Raw genomic sequence first — 17,876 nt, 5'->3', positions numbered from 1 at the left:
TCGCCAGATTGGCGTTTACACCGGGAATGTTATGCAGATTATTCAAACCGTACTTGCACTCGCGCTTACTCTGGGGATACTCGTTACCCTGCACGAGTATGGCCATTTTTGGGTGGCGCGCCGCTGCGGCGTAAAAGTGCTGCGCTTTTCCGTGGGCTTTGGCAAACCTTTATTCTCTTGGTACGACCGCCACGGAACTGAGTTTGCAATAGCCGCTATCCCGTTGGGTGGCTACGTTAAAATGTTGGACGAGCGAGAGGGGCCCGTCCCCGAAGAGCTTAGAGATCAGGCCTTTACCTCAAAACCACCGTCTCAGCGGATCGCCATCGCAGCCGCAGGGCCGTTAGCCAACTTTCTGTTTGCTATTTTTGCCTATTGGTTGCTTAGCGTTGTGGGCGTTACCCACGTTGCGCCGATTGTCGGCGATGTAGCTGTGGGCAGTGTCGCCAGCAATGTTGGCTTGCAAGAGGGCATGGAAATCCACGCAGTTGATGGTCACCGCGTGAGTTCGTGGCGCGATGTTAATATGCGCATTCTTGAGCGTGCCGGGGAGCAGGGTCTGATAGCCTTGGATGTGTCAAGTTCAGGCGCCCGCGGAACATTGAGTGGTGAGCTTGGTGGCTGGAGCCTGAGCGATGAGACACCGAATCCACTCGGTGAGTTTGGCATTACGCCCTGGCGACCAGACGTACCTGCCGTACTTGGCCAGATTGCTGACGGTGGTCGCGCCCAGACTGCAGGTCTTCAGGCGGGAGATCGCGTAATTGCGGTCAATGGCGAGCCAGTGGGCAATTGGTTTGAGTTGGTTGACTTTGTTCGCGACGCACCAGAACAACCGCTCGAACTTACCATCGAGCGTGCTGAAGCTGAACGATCTGTTCAGATTACACCAGCGGAAAAAGTGCAAGACAACGGCGAGATAATAGGATTTGTGGGGGTTGGCGTGGAGCCGGTCTCATGGCCAGATAATGTTATGCGGGAAGTCCGCTATGGTCCGTTGGCGGCGATCCCCATTGCGCTGGATGAAACCTGGGCTGATACCCGACTCACACTTGTCGCTATCAAAAAAATGGTTACAGGGCTGCTTTCACCCAGTAACCTCAGCGGCCCAATTACCATTGCCCGTGTAGCTGAAGCCAGTGTCAGTTCCGGATTTGAAGATTTCGTTCGTTTTCTGGCTTACCTAAGCGTCAGTTTGGGCATCCTGAACCTGTTACCCGTTCCTGTGCTGGATGGTGGTCATATTGTGTATTACACCATCGAAGCCATCCGCAAAAAACCGGTATCAGATGCTGTTCAGGAGCTTGGGTTACGAATTGGTATGGCAATGATTCTTACATTAATGGTGTTTGCTCTTTACAACGACCTGATGCGGTTGTGAGAATTGCGGGCTCCTTACGCGCATTAACCAGGCGAAATAATTGAATGAGACGTTCTCTTCTAGGTTTAGCCGTTGGCCTCGTTGTTGCCGCAACCGGCATGACGCCAGCATTTGCAGATGAATTTACGGTTGCAGACATTGAAGTGGAAGGCTTGCAGCGTGTTTCTGCGGGTACCGTGTTTTCTGCTTTTCCCGTTAACATTGGCGAGCAGATGGACGAAGCCGAACTGGCCGATGCGATTAAATCACTGTTCCGGACAGGGTTGTTTACCGACATAGAAGCTAGCCGCGACGCTGGTATCCTGATTCTCACCGTCCGGGAACGGCCTTCGATTACCTCAATCGACATTGAAGGCAACAAGAACATAGAGACTGACATGCTCATGGACGCCTTGGCTGGCGCCGGGCTTCAGGAAGGTCAGGTTTTCCGCCGTGCAACACTGGAGCGGTTAGAGCTGGAGATCTTGCGATCGTACATCGGGCAAGGACGCTACAACGCCCGAGTCAAAGCAACAGCCGAGGTGCTGCCGCGTAACCGTGTGGCCATTCGTCTAGACATAAACGAAGGCACAGTGGCTGCTATTCAGCATATCAACTTGGTCGGTAACAAGGAGTTTAGTGACGAGGAGCTACGCGATCTGTTCGAGCTGCGTACTACCAGTTGGTGGAATTCCCTCACTAATTCAGACAAATATGCACGGGAACGCTTGAGCGGTGATCTCGAAACCTTGCGTTCGTTTTATCTCGACCGCGGTTATCTGGACTTCAATGTAGAGTCCAGCCAGGTGTCTATCTCGCCAGACAAGCAGCAGGTCTTTATTGCGATCGCATTGAATGAAGGGCCGCAATACACGATTTCAGAGATAAAGCTGCGCGGCAATCTCATTGTTGATGAAGAAGAGTTGCGTGAGCTGATTCCGGTGGATGCGGGCGATGTATTCTCCCGTGCCCGTATGACGGCGATTTCAGAGACACTGGCCTTCCGGTTGGGCAAAGAGGGTTATGCCTTTGCCAACGTAAATGCCGTGCCTGAGCCCGGCCCGAACAATACAGCAGCCGTCACGTTTTATCTTGAGCCCGGCAAGCGGGCCTATGTTCGCAGAATTAATTTTGACGGCAACGTATCCACCCGAGACGATGTCTTGCGCCAGGAAATGACGCAAATGGAAGGCGGTATTGCCTCATCGGACCGCATAGAGTTTTCCAAAACCCGCCTAGAGCGGCTTGGGTTTTTTAAGACCGTGAATGTGGACACGGTACCGGTACCCGGAACTGACGACCTTGTTGATGTGAATTACTCGATTGAAGAGCAGCCCACAGGAAGCCTTTCGGCGTCTATAGGTTTCTCCCAGGATTCCGGCATTATTCTTGGTGCGAACGTATCTGAAAATAACTTTTTCGGTACGGGTAAGCGGGTATCCTTTGGCGTAAATGCCAGTGACTCGGTCAAAAGTGCCAATATTTCTTACATGGATCCTTACTATACTGTCGACGGAGTGAGTCGCGGTTTCAGTGTATTTGCCAGAGAGACGGATTTTGAGCAAGAGGATATTTCGTCCTACCTGCTCGACGAGTATGGCGGCCGTGTCACCTTTGGTTATCCGACCGACAACATCACTAGGCTGAACTTCGGTTTAGGCTATACGCTTTCCAAGCTTAAGGGCGGCGTGTTCACCTCGCAGGAAGTCACGGATTTTATCGACGAAGAAGGCGACTCCTTCAATAACTTCTTCCTCTTTGGTAGTTGGCGCCGTAGCACGTTGAACCGAGGCGTTCTGCCAACAGACGGCTATAGCCATTCACTGTCTGTTGACGTGGCCGTGCCGGGCAGTGACCTTACGTTTTACAAGGCCACCCATAAAACCGACTTCTACTTCCCGATTACAGATAACAATCGCTGGGTTGTGCGCACGCGAACGGAAGTAGGATATGGCAATGGCTACGGTGACCGTTCACTGATGCCGTTTTACGAGCACTTTTATGCGGGGGGCTACGGCTCGGTTCGCGGCTATCGGGCCAACTCGCTGGGGCAGCGGGCCACCAACGCCCCCAACGATTTTTCGGATCCGGATCCGTTTGGTGGTAACCTCCTGACGGAAGGTTCTCTGGAGCTGATTTTCCCGACGCCGTTTGCCGGTGATAGCCGCTCCATGCGTACAGCATTTTTTATAGACGCAGGGCAAGTGTTCGATCCGGATCGCGGGTTTGAACCTGAACCCGAGGAGCTACGACTTTCTGCAGGTGTTGGGTTCCAGTGGATTACGGCAGTAGGCCCGCTGGCATTCAGCCTTGCCAAACCGCTGAACGATAAGCCTGGAGACGATACTCAGGTATTCCAGTTCTCGCTCGGCCAGACATTCTGATTCCCCGGTATTCAGATTAAGCACGACGAGAAATAAAAACGAACGACACACAGGAGACTCAACATGTTCAGAACCCTATTGATGTTTGTAGCCGCCACTGCGCTGGCTTTGCCCGCCGCAGCAGATACCCGCATTGGTGTTGTAGATCTTCGCCAAGCCTTGTTTTCGTCGAATGATGCCAAGTCGTTCAGCGAAAACATGCAGAAAGATTTTGCAGGTGATGAGCAGAAAGTGCGCGAAGCCCAAGAAGCAGCGCGTAGTTTGAAAGAGCGTCTGGAAAAAGACGGCGCTATGATGAACGATAGCGAGCGCAACAAGCTAGCAGGTGAGTTTCAAGAGAAAGTAAAAGAGTTTAACTTCCTCAAGCAACGTCTCGATACGACTGTAAATCAGCGCAAGCAGGCGTTTCTGGAAGAGGCCCGTCCGGAAGTGGATGCGGCCGTTAAAGAATTGCTGGAAGAAAACGACCTTGACCTGATTCTTCCGAGCGAAGCGGTTGTCTATGTGAAGCCGGATATGAACCTAACACCACAGCTTCTGGAAAAGCTTAACCGTTAATTCTTGCCGGAGAGCCTTTGGGCTCGCTAGCGTGTTGTGGAGCGCGTGATGACAGTAAAGTCTTACCGGCTTGGAGAAATTGCAAAAGCGTTGGGGGCAGAGCTACGTGGCGATCCGGACGTTATGGTTTCTGGCCTTGCAACGCTTCAAGCTGCTGGCTCGGGTCAGCTCAGCTTTCTGGCAAACCCTGCCTACGCAAAGCATTTGGCAGATACTCAAGCGGCAGCGGTCATTTTATCGCCTGCCGCCGCTGAGAACTGTCCGACCAACGTCCTGTTACTTGAAAATCCTTACCTAGGCTATGCTCAACTGAGTCACTGGTTTGACCCGACGCCCGTTGCGCCGCAGGGCGTTCACCCTTCAGCTGTGGTTGATCCCGCCGCCACCGTGGCTACCAGTGCTAGTATAGGGCCTAACGCCGTTATTGAAGCGGGCGTGGTTATTGGAGAGCAGGTTGTTATCGGTGCGGGTAGTGTGATTGGTGCGCGTACCAGTATTGGTTCCGGCTCCATTATAAGGTCTAGAGTTACTCTCGCCCATGACGTGGTGGTGGGGCGGCGCTGCCATATTTTAAGTGGCGCCGTGATTGGTTCTGACGGCTTTGGCTTCGCGAATGAGAAAGGCCAATGGCACAGAATTGCCCAGCTTGGCCGTGTGGTTCTTGGTGATGACGTGGAAGTTGGCGCAAACACAACGATTGATCGTGGTGCTCTGGACGACACGGTTATAGGTAATGGCGTTAAACTGGATAACCTGATTCAGATCGCCCACAACGTCCGCATTGGTGACCATTGTGCCATGGCCGCAATGGTTGGCATTGCAGGCAGTACAAAGATTGGCAGCCACTGTGTATTTGGTGGAGCTTCCGGAGTAGCTGGCCATCTGGAAATTGCAAATCAGGTGCACCTTACCGGCATGACACTGGTTACCGGAGATATTCGGGAGTCAGGGGTCTATTCCTCCGGAACCAGTGCAGATACGAATCGGCAATGGCGCAAAAACGCTGTGCGTTTCCGTCAGCTGGATGCTCTGGCACGGCGTGTTAAAGAGCTGGAAAAGAAAACAGAGGGCTGAGGCCGATCACGATGATGTATATAGATGAAATAATGGAACACCTGCCGCACCGTTATCCGTTTTTATTGGTGGACCGGGTTACCGAAATTGAAAAGTCCAAATCAATCAAGGGTTACAAAAACGTTTCATTTAACGAGCCGTTTTTTACCGGCCATTTTCCCGATAACCCGATTATGCCGGGTGTGCTGATTATTGAAGCCATGGCACAGCTTTCTGGCATTCTCGGTTTTGTGACCGTGGGGCGGAAACCTTCTGACGGGCTGGTACAATACTTGGCTGGTACCAGTAAGGCGCGCTTCAAGCGCCCTGTGTTACCCGGAGATCGGCTGTCTATGGAGTCTGAGATTATCTCGGGGAAACGCGGTATCTGGAAATTCGATTGTCGCGCACTGGTCGATGGTGAGATTGTTTGTGTGGCAGAGATACTGACCGCTGAGAGAGAAGTTTAATGGCGACTAATGATTGGTCGGGTGTCCATCCTCAAGCGATTGTAGATCCATCAGCCAAACTTGCGGATAACGTAACGGTTGGCCCTTGGAGCTACATCGGCCCGAACGTTGAAATTGGCGAAGGCACAGAGATTCTTTCCCATGTGGTTGTGAAAGGCCCAACGGTTATTGGCCGCAATAACCGCATCTTTCAGTTTTGCAGCGTTGGTGAAGAGTGCCAAGACAAAAAATACGCCGGAGAGCCAACCACGCTTATCATCGGCGATAACAACACGATTCGCGAAAACTGCACCATTCACCGTGGCACCGTTCAGGATCAGGGTGAAACCCGAATCGGCAGTAATAATCTGCTTATGGCCTATGTGCATGTGGCCCACGACTGCGTGATTGGCAACGATACAATTCTTGCAAACTGTGCAACGCTCGCGGGCCACGTGACGGTGGGCGACCACGCTATTCTGGGCGGTGGCACGATGGTTCACCAGTTCTGCCATATAGGCCCGCACAGTATGGCCGCCGGCGGCAGTATTGTACTAAAAGATATTCCCGCTTATGTGATGGCGGCGGGTCAGTCTGCAGAACCTCACGGCATGAACGTCGAAGGCCTCAAACGTCGTGGATTCGACAAAGAGGTGTTAATGACCCTGCGCCGGGCTTATAAGGTCATTTACCGTCAGGGCCTGACAACTGAGCAGGCCGTCGAAAAGCTGGAAGAAGCATACTCCGACACGCCCGAAGTGCGCGTGTTGATTGACTCTCTGCGCGGAGCTCATCGCGGAATTATTCGCTGAGCGGGCAGGAGCCTTTTTGGATGGACCATCTCCAAGCTGCGGTTGTAAGTGAGCGCAGAACGACCTTTGGAATCATTGCCGGTGAGGCGTCCGGAGACATTCTGGGCGCCGGTCTGATTCGTTCACTTCGCAAACGCTACCCAAATGCGCGTTTTGTCGGCATTGGCGGCGACGAAATGATCGCAGAAGGCTTTCACTCTCTGGTTCCCATGGAGCGTCTTTCCGTTATGGGGCTGGTGGAAGTTCTTGGGCGTATCCGAGAGCTCTTTAGTATTCGCGCCCGCCTCCTGAGCTATTTCTTTGCCACTCCCCCGGATGTAGTGATTGGCATTGATTCCCCGGATTTTACTCTGGCCATAGAACGGCGCTGCCGCGAAGCAGGCATTCCCTCTGTTCATTATGTGAGCCCCTCCGTTTGGGCATGGCGCCAAAAGCGCATCTTCAAAATCGCCAAGTCCGTGGACTTGATGCTCACCTTGTTGCCGTTTGAAGCCCAGTTTTATGAGGCGCACCAGGTGCCAGTCGCCTTTGTGGGGCATCCTCTTGCAGACCGCATCCCTCTGGTTCCCGAGACCGGTAGAGCCCGTGAAGAGCTTGGGCTTGATGAGCGCGCGCCCCTGCTGGCGATATTGCCCGGTAGCAGAGCCGGTGAGGTTGAGCGGCTTGGCACATTGTTTTTGGAAGCTGCGCGCTGGATACAAACCAAGCGGCCGGATATGCAGTTGGTTATACCCTGTGTGAATCGCGAGCGGGAACAACAGGTTCGCGACCTTATCGAAGCACTGGATGTAAAGTTGCAGGTTACAATTGTAAGAGGCCGATCCCGAGAAGTGATGGCCGCTTCCGATGTTGTTTTGTTAGCCTCGGGAACCGCAACCCTTGAAGCGATGTTGCTGAAAAAACCCATGGTTGTGGGTTATCGTTTAAGCAACGTCAGCTGGGCATTGCTTTCTCGGTTAGTGAAAGTGCCTCACGTTTCCCTGCCCAATCTGCTGGCGAAGCAGCCTCTGGTTCCCGAGCTGTTGCAGGATGACGCGACGCCAGAATCACTTGGCGCAGCGGTGCTGGAACGTATGGAAGACCAACAAGAGCGGGATAGGCTGATTCACGCCTTCACGGAGCTTCATCACACATTGAGGCAGGATGCCGATGAGAAAGCCGCCCAAGCCATTTCCACGCTACTTGAAGAGCGAACACACTAGGTGGCCCGCGCACTCGTATTGCCGCCGTTTGAATGTGCCTATCAGGGCCGACTTTTGGCCGGTGTGGATGAAGTAGGGCGCGGCCCGCTCATCGGCGCGGTTGTTACTGCTGCGGTAATTCTCAACCCTGAACGGCCCATTGCAGGGCTGGCGGACTCGAAAAAACTCACAGAAAAAAAACGCAATGCGCTGTATGACGAGATCATCGAGCATGCGACTGCCTGGTGTTTAGGCCGCTGTGAAGCCCATGAGATTGATCAGATCAACATCTATCAGGCCACGATGATTGCAATGGAGCGCGCCGTCGCTGGCCTGAGTGTTACCCCTGAATACGTTCTCGTGGACGGCAACAAATGCCCGAAGTGGCACTGGCCCTCAGAACCTGTGATAAAAGGCGATAGCCGGGTAGAAGCCATCAGCGCTGCCTCCATACTCGCGAAAGTGACCCGAGACCGGGAGATGGCGCAGATGGAAGAAAAATATCCGGGATATGGCTTTGCTAAACACAAAGGCTATCCGACGCCTGTGCATATGGAAGCGCTATTCCGGTTGGGCGTAACACCAGAGCATAGAAAATCATTTCGGCCGGTGCAGGAAGCGATGGAGCAGGTGGGTTTCTTCAAGGAGCCAGTTGCACCAGCGTTAGACAATCTTCACTATCCGACTGACCTCTTTGAAAACAGTGATTGACAATAGCCTCTTGTATCCTTAATATACGCGCACGTTGATCGGGGCAACCCGGCAACAACCAGTTTGATGCGGGGTGGAGCAGTCTGGTAGCTCGTCGGGCTCATAACCCGAAGGTCGTAGGTTCGAATCCTGCCCCCGCTACCATATTTAAAGGCAAATCAGTAATTTACTGGTTTGCCTTTTTTTATTCTGCTTTTTGAATTTCCTCAGTATCCACGCAGCGCCGAGTATTACTTGGGAACTGTGGATTGCCTCCAAAATCAACCGCAATAGCGTGATCATTAATGTACTGCGTCTGTGGGGCTAAAGTTACGCAAAGTTTATGTTCTGCCCTATACTTAGGCCCACCTATTTTCTTTCGGTGTGATTATGGAAAATCCAATAAGAATTGTTGTTATCGCGCTGCTACTGCTTTTAGCTAGCCCCTTAGCTTTTTCGGCCACAGCCGTTAACGATTTTTATTCTATCAATATGCAAAATAGCACTACGCTTTTCTTTTACCCGAGCGACAATGATACCTTTGACAGTGGTTTTAACGGCTTCACTAATGCAAATTTTGAGCTTATAAAAGGTCAGGGGGACATTAATATATCCCTCGACGGGCCTACGTTTGAGCCAGCTCCGGGGTATTCTGGAGTTGCAGAAATCCGCTATACGATCACCGACAGCACCAGCACTTCTGAAGCTCTCATCTTTATTACCGTAGAGAATGCTAACGCTATTTTTCAGGCTATAGATGATACGTTCGATGTGCCTGAAAATGCGGACGCCACGCCGTTGGATGTGCGGTTAAATGATCAACCTGTGCATGATATTATCCCGTCGCCAGTCCTATCGGTCGACAACGCGACCACCTCCAATGGTGGAGCCGTTGCGGTCCTCACTTTCGAAGATCGTCCTTCTATCTACTACACTCCACCGACCAATTTTTCTGGCACCGATTCATTCACCTATACGTTAACGAGAGGAAATGACACCTCCGTAGCGTCCGTCACAGTGAATGTTGGTGAAGCGCCCGTCAGTTTTGAAGCCATCGACGATACATTCGATATCCAGAAAAACGCAGACACTGTCACGTTGAATGTCCGAGAGAATGACCAACTTGCGGGCGTAAATGGGGTTGTCGAGGTCGTTGATAGTATCAGTGAGACTACCGAAGGCGGGGTGGTTGCTATCCAGAGCGAGTCATCTATTAACTATACGCCTCCCACCGATTTTACGGGGACCGATACCTTCACTTATACCTTGAGGGGAGAAAACGGCTTCTCTGAGGCGGTCGTCACGGTGAATGTTAGCGAGGAGTCAGGGCAGGATGAGCTTGAGATGCCCAGTAATCTCACAGAGGAAGAGGCCCGCGCCTTCGCTGTTGTTATTGATGCTTGTGGGCAAGATTTCGAAGTTTTACCTTGTGGTGAGATTGCAAGCATGTCCCCAGACCAGCAAAAACAACTGATACAACAGGTCTCCGGGCGTCACACTAAGCTGCAATCACGAACCATGCGGCAAATGCTAGAGCTACAAACCAGCAACATCAGTTCGCGTTTGCGAGAAATTCGCGACCAACGGAATCAATTTAGCATTGATGATTTAAATCTGGCCATCATGGGGGAGAACACGCCTTTGGCTCAGGCCCTGCAAGGTAATTTGCGCGGCGGCGCAGCTGGCGATGGTGGGCTGGTAAGCCCTTGGGGTGCATTTGTTAACGGTAATATTAGTTTAGGGAAAAGCAAAGATACGAGCAGCCGGCCAAGCTATGATCAAGACGGCTACGGCCTGACGTTTGGTCTTGATTACCGTTTTAGCGATACCGTCGTGCTGGGCGCTGCCGCCGGGGTTAGTAAATCCGATACGGACTTTACTTCGATGCAAGGGCATCAGGATGCCCAGTCTATTTCCCTGATATCGTTTGGCAACTACTACCCAATCGACAACCTCTACGTAGACGGCTTCGCCATGTGGACAGAGGGTGATGTGGACATCAACCGCCGTGTTGATGTGGCAATGGTTCAACAGGATTTGGCCTCAGACACCAAGAGCCGACAATTAACGGCCGCCACCAGCGTTGGTTATGAGTTTAACTACCAGAGCTGGCAGAGCACCGTCTACGGCCGCCTACAATACTCTGATCTGAATATTGAGGGGTATACTGAAACCGGAGGTAGCATGGCGCTTACCGTAAAAGAACAAAAGACTAACAGCTTTACCAGCGCTTTAGGTGCGCGGATCAACCATACCTTCAGTTGGAGTCGTGGGGTTATAATTCCCAGCATTGATTTGGAATATGTTAAAGAAAACAATAAAAAATATAATATCAGTAACAACTTTGCGAATGCGGCCACCGCCGGAAATTTCAGTATTAGTGCCGATGAGTCAGACACTGAATATATGAGCTTAGGCACCTCATTAACCGCAGTATTCGGTGGCGGGCAATCAGCTTTTATTCGCTATGAACGACTGTTGCTACAGGACCGCTATGATTTTAGCTCCTACGCTCTGGGGCTTCGCGCGGAGTTTTAGAAGCCCTTAAGTGTTTTGCAGGCTTGCGCAATAGCCGTTATGTTGCTGCTTCTTACTCTGTGCAACTGGTCGCGGAGCCAAGGGTGGTGCTATCCGACTTTGCGGGGTGGCGTTAGAACTCAATCAAAGATCAAGCAAATAAAGCCGCTCCAACCGAAACAAATCGCGATTCAGCTCGCGCAGTTTGTCATAGAGTTCCCGTAGCTCCCGATGTAGTTCAAGCCGTTCCTTAGACGATGTATCGTCATCGCTAAGGAACTGCTCTTTGCGCGAGATATCTCTTTCGACGGACTCTATGTTCGTATCAATTTCGTGAATCATCTCGCCTTTGCTAAACGCTGCGAGAAAGCCCCGTTCCAAGTCCGGTGGGCATACGCCGCGGTAGCGATTGCCTCCACGCCCTTCATCAAACCCTTTGCGTGGTGTGCAATATTGGTTTAGGCCCACTTCCCTGCCAGCGTAGTAGCGGTCTGCCTGCGGCTCAATCTTGTACTCGGCGCAGGCTTCGTAGTGCTTGTGCAAGCGGGCGCGGGTGTAACCTTTAGATCCGTCTTTGCGGCCAATTTCGTGCCAGTCAGCCGTTTTACACTCGCCTTCCGATAAAGTGGCACAACCATAAAACCCGGCACAGAGCAGCCCGACGAGCGCAGCCTGCGTGATTCGGTGAAGGAGAGTTTTTTTGGAGCAGGTGTTAGCTTTCTGCATCTAGTGTGATCTCCCTATCTGGCTTCTAGTCGCGGCTGCTGTCTTATTGGTTGAATCCACGGTTAAAGTATGACTCTATCTTTTGCAGCAACAGAATAACAGTGATGTGCGCCAGAAGACGGCGCCTGTGCTGATACGAAATAGTGTAAAGAGGGGAGAGGCTAATGGTGGATTCTGGCAAGTGCTTGACGGGAGGGGCACGGCTACTAAATTAAGAGTTTAATAGTAATAGAATCCACTCATCTGGGAACGATAGGTAACAATCATGAAGGATTTTGAAGTAGGAACTATTATCGGACTGCTCCGGCGCACGGCGCCGTTTTTGATCTTTCGGTTTTTGATCTATTTTGGCATCACTTTAGGGTATGTAATCATCACCGGTGCTGGTGCCGGGGTTGGCTATGGTGCGGGGGCTGTGTTTGGGGATTCAGCCGTTGGTGGTACCTATGGCGGCCTTATCGGCTTTGGTCTCGCCAGTGGCATCATGTATTTCCTGCGCGAGTACCTTCTGTATATGGTCAAAGCGGGCCACATCGCTGTGTTGGTGGAGGTGATGGACGGTGGGGAGATTCCAGAAGGTCGCGGCCAAATTGATCATGCGCAATCGGTGGTGAAAGAGCGCTTTGCCGAATCCTCTGTGCTATTTGGCGTGGACCAGCTTATAAAGGGTGTGCTCAAATCATTCAATCGGGCTTTCTTCACCTTGGCTGCAATTCTGCCGATCCCCGGTATTGAAGCGGTTGCCAAGTTTCTGAACACGGTGATTCGGTTGTCGCTCACTTATCTGGACGAAGTGATCCTTGCCTACAACATACGTACTCAGTCCGACAATCCTTGGGCGTCCAGCCGCAGCGCGCTGATTCTTTACGCCCAGAATTATCAAGTTTTTCTAAAGAATGCAGTCTTTCTAGCGCTGATTATCTGGTTTTTAACTTTCATCGTTTTCTTGATTATCCTTGCTCCGGTCGCCGGGCTGGTGGCGTTATTCCCTGGTACTGCCGGGCCGCTGACCTTTGCAATTGCTTTGGTATTCGCTTGGGGTATTAAGCAGGCGGTGATTGAGCCATTCGGGATGACGGCTTTGATGCAGGTGTTCTTTAAAGTTACGGAAGGCCAGCAACCGAACCCGGAGTGGGAGCAGAAGTTGGATTCAGTTTCGGAGAAGTTTGAGGAGCTGAAGGTAAAAGCGAGCCAGTGGGTCGGCAAAAACGATGCGCCAGTGAAAACGGCTGAGGCGACTGCGGGAAAAGATACGCAAACGCCTGAGTAAACTCAGCTGCCTGAATACCTTCGTTGTTATGAATTCTCTGCGCCCCCGCTATGGGGGTGCTAGCTTTTTATGGCCTTAGTCTTCTCTTGCCACTTTTTAGGCGATGAACCACAGCCCCTTAAAAAGAAATGGTTAAACGAGCTTTGCTCTCTAAACCCGAGTAGCTGGCTGATCTGCAATATGCTCAAGTTCGAATACTGCAGATAATCCTGTGCGTGGTGTAAGCGAACATCAGCCAGCAACTGCTGGTAGCTAGTACCCTGCTGCTTCAGTTGCCGCTGCAAGCTGCGTTCACTTTGTCCAAGAATGGCCGCAATTTGGGCGAGTTTGGGGCTGTTCATTAGGTTTTTTCCGAGCTGGCTTTTTACCTGCTCGACCGTGTGCTTGGTATCTGCCTCGATAACGGAAGGGCGTGTTATCTGCTGTAGCGGCCATGCCAAAACATCGGCAGCGATCATGATGCTGTTATGGTTCTGGCCGAACCGGCATTGGGCGCGGAACCCATGCTGGTATTCCGCCTCGTTATAATCATTGGGCCTTGGGTGCACAAAACACACTTCCATTACCGGAATCAGGCGACCGGTCAGTTGTTCTGCCAAATGAATAATCCCTGCCAATACACTTTCGCACACTAATCGAGCGGCTTTATGCTGCTGAAAATGCGCGCGCCATATCAAGCGTACATGCCCGCCATCAGATTCTATACGAGACGTGCCCAAACGGTGAACGAGCCGCTCCAGCGTCATAACCTGCTGAAGTGCGTGGCCCAGTGTCAACGATTTGGCCCGCGTATTGGCTAAAGCTTCGCCCAGGACATCAAAGTTTTCTAACCCTGCATTTTGCCCTGCTTTAATGCCGAGTAGCGGGTCTTGCACCAGGTCGCTGGCGCTTAGAAAGAGCCGAAAGTAATCCTCCACTCTTATCTTTTCTGGTGGGTTGACCATCCAAAGGTCAGTGACTGATGCCGCATCTGCAAGTGCTGATAGACGGCCCCCTTGTTGAAGGTACGCCATCAGAACAGGCTGAATGTACGGTCCGACCACATGATTGGTGGGATGGTTAACGGATGTGGTTAAGGCTGGGTTTTCACTCATATTTGCCGCTTTATAGTAATTTTTATTCGTAATCCAACAATTAAGCCAGAGTAGGGCAGGCTAAGATGCGATGCAAATGGCAGGTCAAAATATAAGCACAATAATAACGAGTGCCCCGTCTGGAGCAATTATGAATGTATTCGGGTATTGGGACGGATTTTATAACGACCCCTGGTTTTGGCAGTTTCCCATGGCCACGCTCGCCATTAGCATGGCGGCATTCCTTATTGTTGCAACGCCTTGGACGATTGTTGCCGGGTTAGACCCAGCACCACTGAGAAAGTACAAAATTCAGCAGAAGCCGTTTGAGGTCAAAAAGTTTCTGCTGCCTTCTCTGGGCCGCATTCTTATAAACAATATTATTTTGGCCGCACTTTTGGTGCTCAGTTGGCCGGTGTTGAAGCTCACTGCTGTGCACAATAACGAATTGCCGGTTTGGTACGTGATCGTCGCGCAACTCGTGTTTTTTGTGGTGCTGGATGACTTCTTGTATTACTGGATGCACAGGTACATGCACGAGAACAAGTGGCTGCTACGGAACGTGCACAGCGTGCACCACCGGGTACGCAACACCTGTGGTATCAACGGGAATTACATGCACTGGCTGGAATACACCTTGACCGCTGCGGTCACGCTGATAGGGCCGATTCTTTTGGGTGCGCACATTTATGTAGTATGGCTGTGGGTGATTATTCGGCAGATTGAAGGTGCAGATGGCCATATCGGTTATGACATTCCATGGAACCCGGTACACCTACTTCCTGTATATCAGGGGCCGGTGTACCACGATTTCCACCATGCCAAGTTTAAAGGCAACTACGCAGGGTTTTTGCCATATCTCGATAAATACATGGGTAAAACCTATGTTCCGGCCTACTTAAGCTACCTGAAGGCCAAGAAACGGGGGCTGACGGCTGGCGAGATTGAGCAACAGAGCAAGGCGGAGCTCAATCCCAGTAGGGCGGATCGCCAAAATACCCATCAATAAAATCAACAAAACTCCGAACCTTGCTGGCCAGAAGCTGCCGGTGTGCGTACACCGCATAGAGCCCCATGGGCTCGGGCTCGTACTCCTGTAGGATAACCTTCAGCTTTCCCTCCTTAATGGCCGGGCCTGAAATAAACGTAGGCTGCAAGGCGATTCCCGCTCCACCTATAGCGGCTTCCACCAGCACATCCCCGTTGTTGCTGGTAATGCCGTTTCTGTCGTTCTGACCATTGTTTAGCAACCATCGGTGCAGGGGTTGGCTGGAGTCCAGCTCTATGTAGCTATAACGCAGGTAGCGGTGGCCCTGAAGATCTTCGAGGTGTTTGGGCGTGCCGTTTTGCTTTAAGTAGTCCGGTGAAGCGCACACCGCCATTCTGATCGGGGCAATCCGCTTGGCGATCAGTGAGGAGCTTTTCAAGTGGCCGATGCGCAGCACTACATCGAACCCCTCTTCAACCACATCCACTTTGCGGTCATTCAATTGCAAATCGATGCCTACCCCCGGGTGAGCCTTTTGATACTCGCTCAGCATGGGGGCCATGTGGCGAATTGCGAAGGACACAGGCGCGCTGATTCTTAGCAGGCCGCGAGCTTCGGTTTGCAGGTCGCCAATCTGGCATTCCATATCTTCAATGTCGTGCAGCACCTGTTGTGCACGCAGGTGATAGCTGGCTCCTGCCTCAGTCAGATGAATCTGTCGGGTGGTGCGGTTGAGCAGGCGCACACCCAAGTGCTCTTCGAGCTGGGAAACATACTTGCTGACCAACTGTGGGGACATGTCTAGCCGATCTGCAGCGCGGGTAAAGGCGCCTTCACTCACCACCGTAACAAAGGCGCGCATGGCATCGAGGCGGTCCATAGGTTCATCCTGCTCCTGCGGTTTTCATTGATTATCAACGCTGTGTTGATAGTGGCTCAATAGTAGCCCGCTTATTCTTTCGATTTGGCGATAGTAAAGTGGTTCCATCAGTGGAGCGCTTCGGTGGTATCAGCCTATAACGCTTCGTAGTAACGGATAAAGTAAAACTCTAAATCTAATGATCGAGGTCGATTATGCAAGCATTACAGTTTTCAGCAACCGGCTCACTCGATTCGCTGCAAATAAACGATATACCCAAGCCTGTGCCGGGTGTTGGCGAGGTTTTGGTGGAGGTTCGGGCTGCAGGCCTGAACCCCAGCGATTTGAAAAACGTACAGGGGCTTTTTCCCTACACCACAACGCCGCGTATTCCCGGTAGGGATTTCGCCGGTGTTGTTGCAGACGGGCCTGCGGAGCTTATAGGCAAGGCAGTCTGGGGCGGCACAGGTAAAGGCTTTAGTTTCACTCAAGATGGCTGTCATGCGCAGTATGTGGTTATGCCCGCGAATGCCGTGGCGCCCAAACCGGAATCGCTCACCTTTGCTCAGGCTGCCACGTTTGGAGTTCCGTACATTACAGCTTGGGATGCCTTGGAGCGGAGCCAAGTTGCGGAGGGTACCCGATTTTTGATCATCGGCGCTGGAGCCGTAGCCAAGGCAGCGCAGGCGCTGGCGAAAACCAGAGGTGCCAATGTTGTACTGGGGGTTCGCCGTGCCGAGGTTGCGCAGGAGTTGGAGGCGCAGGGTATTAATGCTTTCCAACTACCAGAGGCCGAGAAGCTGCCGGAGCAGGCACAAACTCGCTTTCAGGGGCAGTCGCCGGAGGTCATTTTCGATACCACTGGCCACTGGCTGCCAGCTGCGGTGAAGGCGCTCGGCCCCTTTGGGCGCATAGCGGTTATTGCTGCACCGGCAGACGGGCTGACTAGCATGCCCGTTCTTGACCTATACCGCCGTGGCGGCTCGGTCATCGGGGTTAACTCGCTGCTATACAGCTTGGAAGATTGCGCAAAGATGTTTGAGCGAATCAGTGCAGCGTTTGATGGCGACTTGCCTATTCCTGACAACTTTACCGAAATGCCGCTCTCGGAAGCTATTGCGGCGTACAACAAGGTACATAAAGGTGGGTCTGAAAAGATCGTTTTAATCCCTTAAAGCAACATGATTTGACCGTCATGATTTACACGAAACAGGAGATCACACAATGATTGAACTTAGACCCCACAGTGAACTCGGCGGAGCCCATCACGGTTGGTTGGATACTCGCCACCACTTTTCATTCGCAGAATATTACGACCCGAATCGCATGCACTGGGGAAATCTCAGAGTATGGAATGACGACACTATCGCTCCGCGCTCTGGCTTTCCACGCCACCCGCACCGCGACATGGAAATCATTACCTATGTCCGCAAGGGAGCGATAACGCACCAAGACAGCCTTGGCAACAAAGGCCGTACCGAGGCCGGTGATGTGCAGGTGATGAGCGCGGGAACAGGCATTGCCCACAGCGAGATGAATGAAGAAGATGAAACCACGCAGATCTTCCAGATCTGGATTATGCCTAACGAAGCGGGCCTGCCGCCCACCTGGGGCACTAAGCCGTTTCCCAAGGGTGAGCGTAGTGGATCATTTGTTACTCTCGCCAGCGGTATTCCCGGCGATGACGATGCTTTGCCTATACGAACGGATGCACGCATGGTGGCGGCAACGATTGAGGCAGGTAAGAGCACTGAATACCGTATTGCCGCTGGGCGCAAAGTCTACTTGGTGCCTGCAACCGGCAAGATAGATGTTAACGGAGTCGTCGCTTCTGCGGGCGATGGCGTTGCGATCAGTGACGAGGAATTGCTGAAAGTGAGTGCTCTGGAAGACAGCGAAATTGTGCTGGTAGATGTGGCGTAAGAAGCCAGCTTGGCTTGTTGGAAGCGGGCTGCA

At 52.1% G+C, this 17,876-nt stretch carries 16 protein-coding genes and 1 tRNA gene; 14 read left to right on the top strand and 3 right to left on the bottom strand.

Going from position 1 to position 17,876, the window contains the following annotated elements; translation table 11 throughout:
* The first annotated feature begins 31 nt into the window (after positions 1 to 31).
* From rseP to FE845_RS13750, 10 genes are all read left to right on the top strand, one after another.
* Complete coding sequence (gene rseP / locus FE845_RS13795) at positions 32 to 1,381, top strand: RIP metalloprotease RseP (protein ID WP_200365628.1); 1,350 nt, start codon at positions 32 to 34, stop codon at positions 1,379 to 1,381.
* 44 nt (positions 1,382 to 1,425) lie between these two features.
* Entirely contained in the window at positions 1,426 to 3,744 is a 2,319-nt protein-coding gene (gene bamA / locus FE845_RS13790) for an outer membrane protein assembly factor BamA (protein ID WP_200365626.1), read from the top strand.
* 63 nt (positions 3,745 to 3,807) lie between these two features.
* Positions 3,808 to 4,302: an OmpH family outer membrane protein gene (locus FE845_RS13785; protein ID WP_200365624.1), complete on the top strand. Its 495-nt coding sequence runs from the start codon at positions 3,808 to 3,810 to the stop codon at positions 4,300 to 4,302.
* A gap of 48 nt (positions 4,303 to 4,350) precedes the next feature.
* Entirely contained in the window at positions 4,351 to 5,376 is a 1,026-nt protein-coding gene (gene lpxD, locus FE845_RS13780; RefSeq protein WP_200365622.1) for a UDP-3-O-(3-hydroxymyristoyl)glucosamine N-acyltransferase, read from the top strand.
* An 11-nt stretch (positions 5,377 to 5,387) separates the two neighbouring features.
* A complete protein-coding gene (fabZ, locus tag FE845_RS13775; RefSeq protein ID WP_200365620.1) occupies positions 5,388 to 5,825 on the top strand; it encodes a 3-hydroxyacyl-ACP dehydratase FabZ in 438 nt (145 codons plus the stop codon).
* Complete coding sequence (lpxA, locus tag FE845_RS13770) at positions 5,825 to 6,616, top strand: acyl-ACP--UDP-N-acetylglucosamine O-acyltransferase (RefSeq protein WP_200365618.1); 792 nt, start codon at positions 5,825 to 5,827, stop codon at positions 6,614 to 6,616. The genes fabZ and lpxA overlap by 1 nt, the downstream gene beginning before the upstream one ends.
* A 20-nt stretch (positions 6,617 to 6,636) precedes the next feature.
* Entirely contained in the window at positions 6,637 to 7,818 is a 1,182-nt protein-coding gene (lpxB, locus tag FE845_RS13765) for a lipid-A-disaccharide synthase (RefSeq protein ID WP_200365616.1), read from the top strand.
* Positions 7,819 to 8,508, top strand: a complete 690-nt coding sequence (rnhB, locus tag FE845_RS13760) for a ribonuclease HII (RefSeq protein WP_200365613.1) — start codon at positions 7,819 to 7,821, stop codon at positions 8,506 to 8,508. It abuts the gene before it with no gap.
* Positions 8,509 to 8,575: 67 nt separating this feature from the next.
* Positions 8,576 to 8,652: transfer RNA gene (locus tag FE845_RS13755), tRNA-Met, on the top strand.
* Between the two features lie 225 nt (positions 8,653 to 8,877).
* Positions 8,878 to 11,025, top strand: a complete 2,148-nt coding sequence (locus FE845_RS13750; protein ID WP_200365611.1) for an autotransporter domain-containing protein — start codon at positions 8,878 to 8,880, stop codon at positions 11,023 to 11,025.
* Between the two features lie 123 nt (positions 11,026 to 11,148).
* Here FE845_RS13750 and FE845_RS13745 read toward each other — a convergent pair whose 3' ends face one another.
* Positions 11,149 to 11,730 (bottom strand): DUF2799 domain-containing protein, encoded by a 582-nt coding sequence (locus FE845_RS13745; RefSeq protein ID WP_200365609.1) that lies wholly within the window; start codon positions 11,728 to 11,730, stop codon positions 11,149 to 11,151.
* Positions 11,731 to 11,995: 265 nt separating this feature from the next.
* Between FE845_RS13745 and FE845_RS13740 the strand changes: the two genes are divergently transcribed.
* On the top strand, positions 11,996 to 13,000 hold the full coding sequence (locus FE845_RS13740) for a hypothetical protein (RefSeq protein ID WP_200365607.1): 1,005 nt from the start codon (positions 11,996 to 11,998) through the stop codon (positions 12,998 to 13,000).
* Positions 13,001 to 13,059: 59 nt separating this feature from the next.
* Here the strand turns inward: FE845_RS13740 and FE845_RS13735 are convergent, their stop codons facing one another.
* A complete protein-coding gene (locus FE845_RS13735; RefSeq protein WP_200365605.1) occupies positions 13,060 to 14,094 on the bottom strand; it encodes an AraC family transcriptional regulator in 1,035 nt (344 codons plus the stop codon).
* A 130-nt stretch (positions 14,095 to 14,224) separates the two neighbouring features.
* Here FE845_RS13735 and FE845_RS13730 point away from each other — a divergent pair, with 130 nt between their 5' ends.
* Positions 14,225 to 15,082, top strand: coding sequence for a sterol desaturase family protein (locus FE845_RS13730; protein WP_200365603.1), 858 nt, complete (start codon positions 14,225 to 14,227; stop codon positions 15,080 to 15,082).
* Here the strand turns inward: FE845_RS13730 and FE845_RS13725 are convergent.
* Positions 15,042 to 15,941 carry a LysR family transcriptional regulator gene (locus FE845_RS13725; RefSeq protein WP_200365601.1) on the bottom strand — a complete coding sequence of 300 codons (900 nt, stop codon included), beginning with the start codon at positions 15,939 to 15,941 and terminating at the stop codon, positions 15,042 to 15,044. The two genes, FE845_RS13730 and FE845_RS13725, sit on opposite strands and share 41 nt — an antisense overlap.
* Positions 15,942 to 16,135: 194 nt before the next feature.
* Between FE845_RS13725 and FE845_RS13720 the strand changes: the two genes are divergently transcribed.
* Positions 16,136 to 17,095 (top strand): quinone oxidoreductase family protein, encoded by a 960-nt coding sequence (locus FE845_RS13720; RefSeq protein WP_200365599.1) that lies wholly within the window; start codon positions 16,136 to 16,138, stop codon positions 17,093 to 17,095.
* A gap of 49 nt (positions 17,096 to 17,144) precedes the next feature.
* The gene (locus FE845_RS13715) at positions 17,145 to 17,843 is read left to right on the top strand and encodes a pirin family protein (protein WP_200365596.1); all 699 of its coding nucleotides are present in this window, start codon (positions 17,145 to 17,147) and stop codon (positions 17,841 to 17,843) included.
* Positions 17,844 to 17,876: the final 33 nt, after the last annotated feature.

This window comes from Marinobacter sp. 1-4A, assembly GCF_016597725.1.
Lineage (GTDB): Bacteria > Pseudomonadota > Gammaproteobacteria > Pseudomonadales > Oleiphilaceae > Marinobacter.
Note: the sequence above shows the minus strand (reverse complement) of the source record. Positions and strands in the feature narration are given on the sequence as shown.

What these genes read in the sequence shown, in the direction of transcription:
- rseP (WP_200365628.1), top strand. Translation starts at nt 32, where the DNA reads ATGCAGATTATTCAAACCGTACTTGCACTCGCGCTTACTCTGGGGATA.
- bamA (WP_200365626.1), top strand. Translation starts at nt 1,426, where the DNA reads ATGAGACGTTCTCTTCTAGGTTTAGCCGTTGGCCTCGTTGTTGCCGCA.
- FE845_RS13785 (WP_200365624.1), top strand. Translation starts at nt 3,808, where the DNA reads ATGTTCAGAACCCTATTGATGTTTGTAGCCGCCACTGCGCTGGCTTTG.
- lpxD (WP_200365622.1), top strand. Translation starts at nt 4,351, where the DNA reads ATGACAGTAAAGTCTTACCGGCTTGGAGAAATTGCAAAAGCGTTGGGG.
- fabZ (WP_200365620.1), top strand. Translation starts at nt 5,388, where the DNA reads ATGATGTATATAGATGAAATAATGGAACACCTGCCGCACCGTTATCCG.
- lpxA (WP_200365618.1), top strand. Translation starts at nt 5,825, where the DNA reads ATGGCGACTAATGATTGGTCGGGTGTCCATCCTCAAGCGATTGTAGAT.
- lpxB (WP_200365616.1), top strand. Translation starts at nt 6,637, where the DNA reads ATGGACCATCTCCAAGCTGCGGTTGTAAGTGAGCGCAGAACGACCTTT.
- FE845_RS13750 (WP_200365611.1), top strand. Translation starts at nt 8,878, where the DNA reads ATGGAAAATCCAATAAGAATTGTTGTTATCGCGCTGCTACTGCTTTTA.
- FE845_RS13745 (WP_200365609.1), bottom strand. Translation starts at nt 11,730, where the DNA reads ATGCAGAAAGCTAACACCTGCTCCAAAAAAACTCTCCTTCACCGAATC.
- FE845_RS13740 (WP_200365607.1), top strand. Translation starts at nt 11,996, where the DNA reads ATGAAGGATTTTGAAGTAGGAACTATTATCGGACTGCTCCGGCGCACG.
- FE845_RS13735 (WP_200365605.1), bottom strand. Translation starts at nt 14,094, where the DNA reads ATGAGTGAAAACCCAGCCTTAACCACATCCGTTAACCATCCCACCAAT.
- FE845_RS13730 (WP_200365603.1), top strand. Translation starts at nt 14,225, where the DNA reads ATGAATGTATTCGGGTATTGGGACGGATTTTATAACGACCCCTGGTTT.
- FE845_RS13725 (WP_200365601.1), bottom strand. Translation starts at nt 15,941, where the DNA reads ATGGACCGCCTCGATGCCATGCGCGCCTTTGTTACGGTGGTGAGTGAA.
- FE845_RS13720 (WP_200365599.1), top strand. Translation starts at nt 16,136, where the DNA reads ATGCAAGCATTACAGTTTTCAGCAACCGGCTCACTCGATTCGCTGCAA.
- FE845_RS13715 (WP_200365596.1), top strand. Translation starts at nt 17,145, where the DNA reads ATGATTGAACTTAGACCCCACAGTGAACTCGGCGGAGCCCATCACGGT.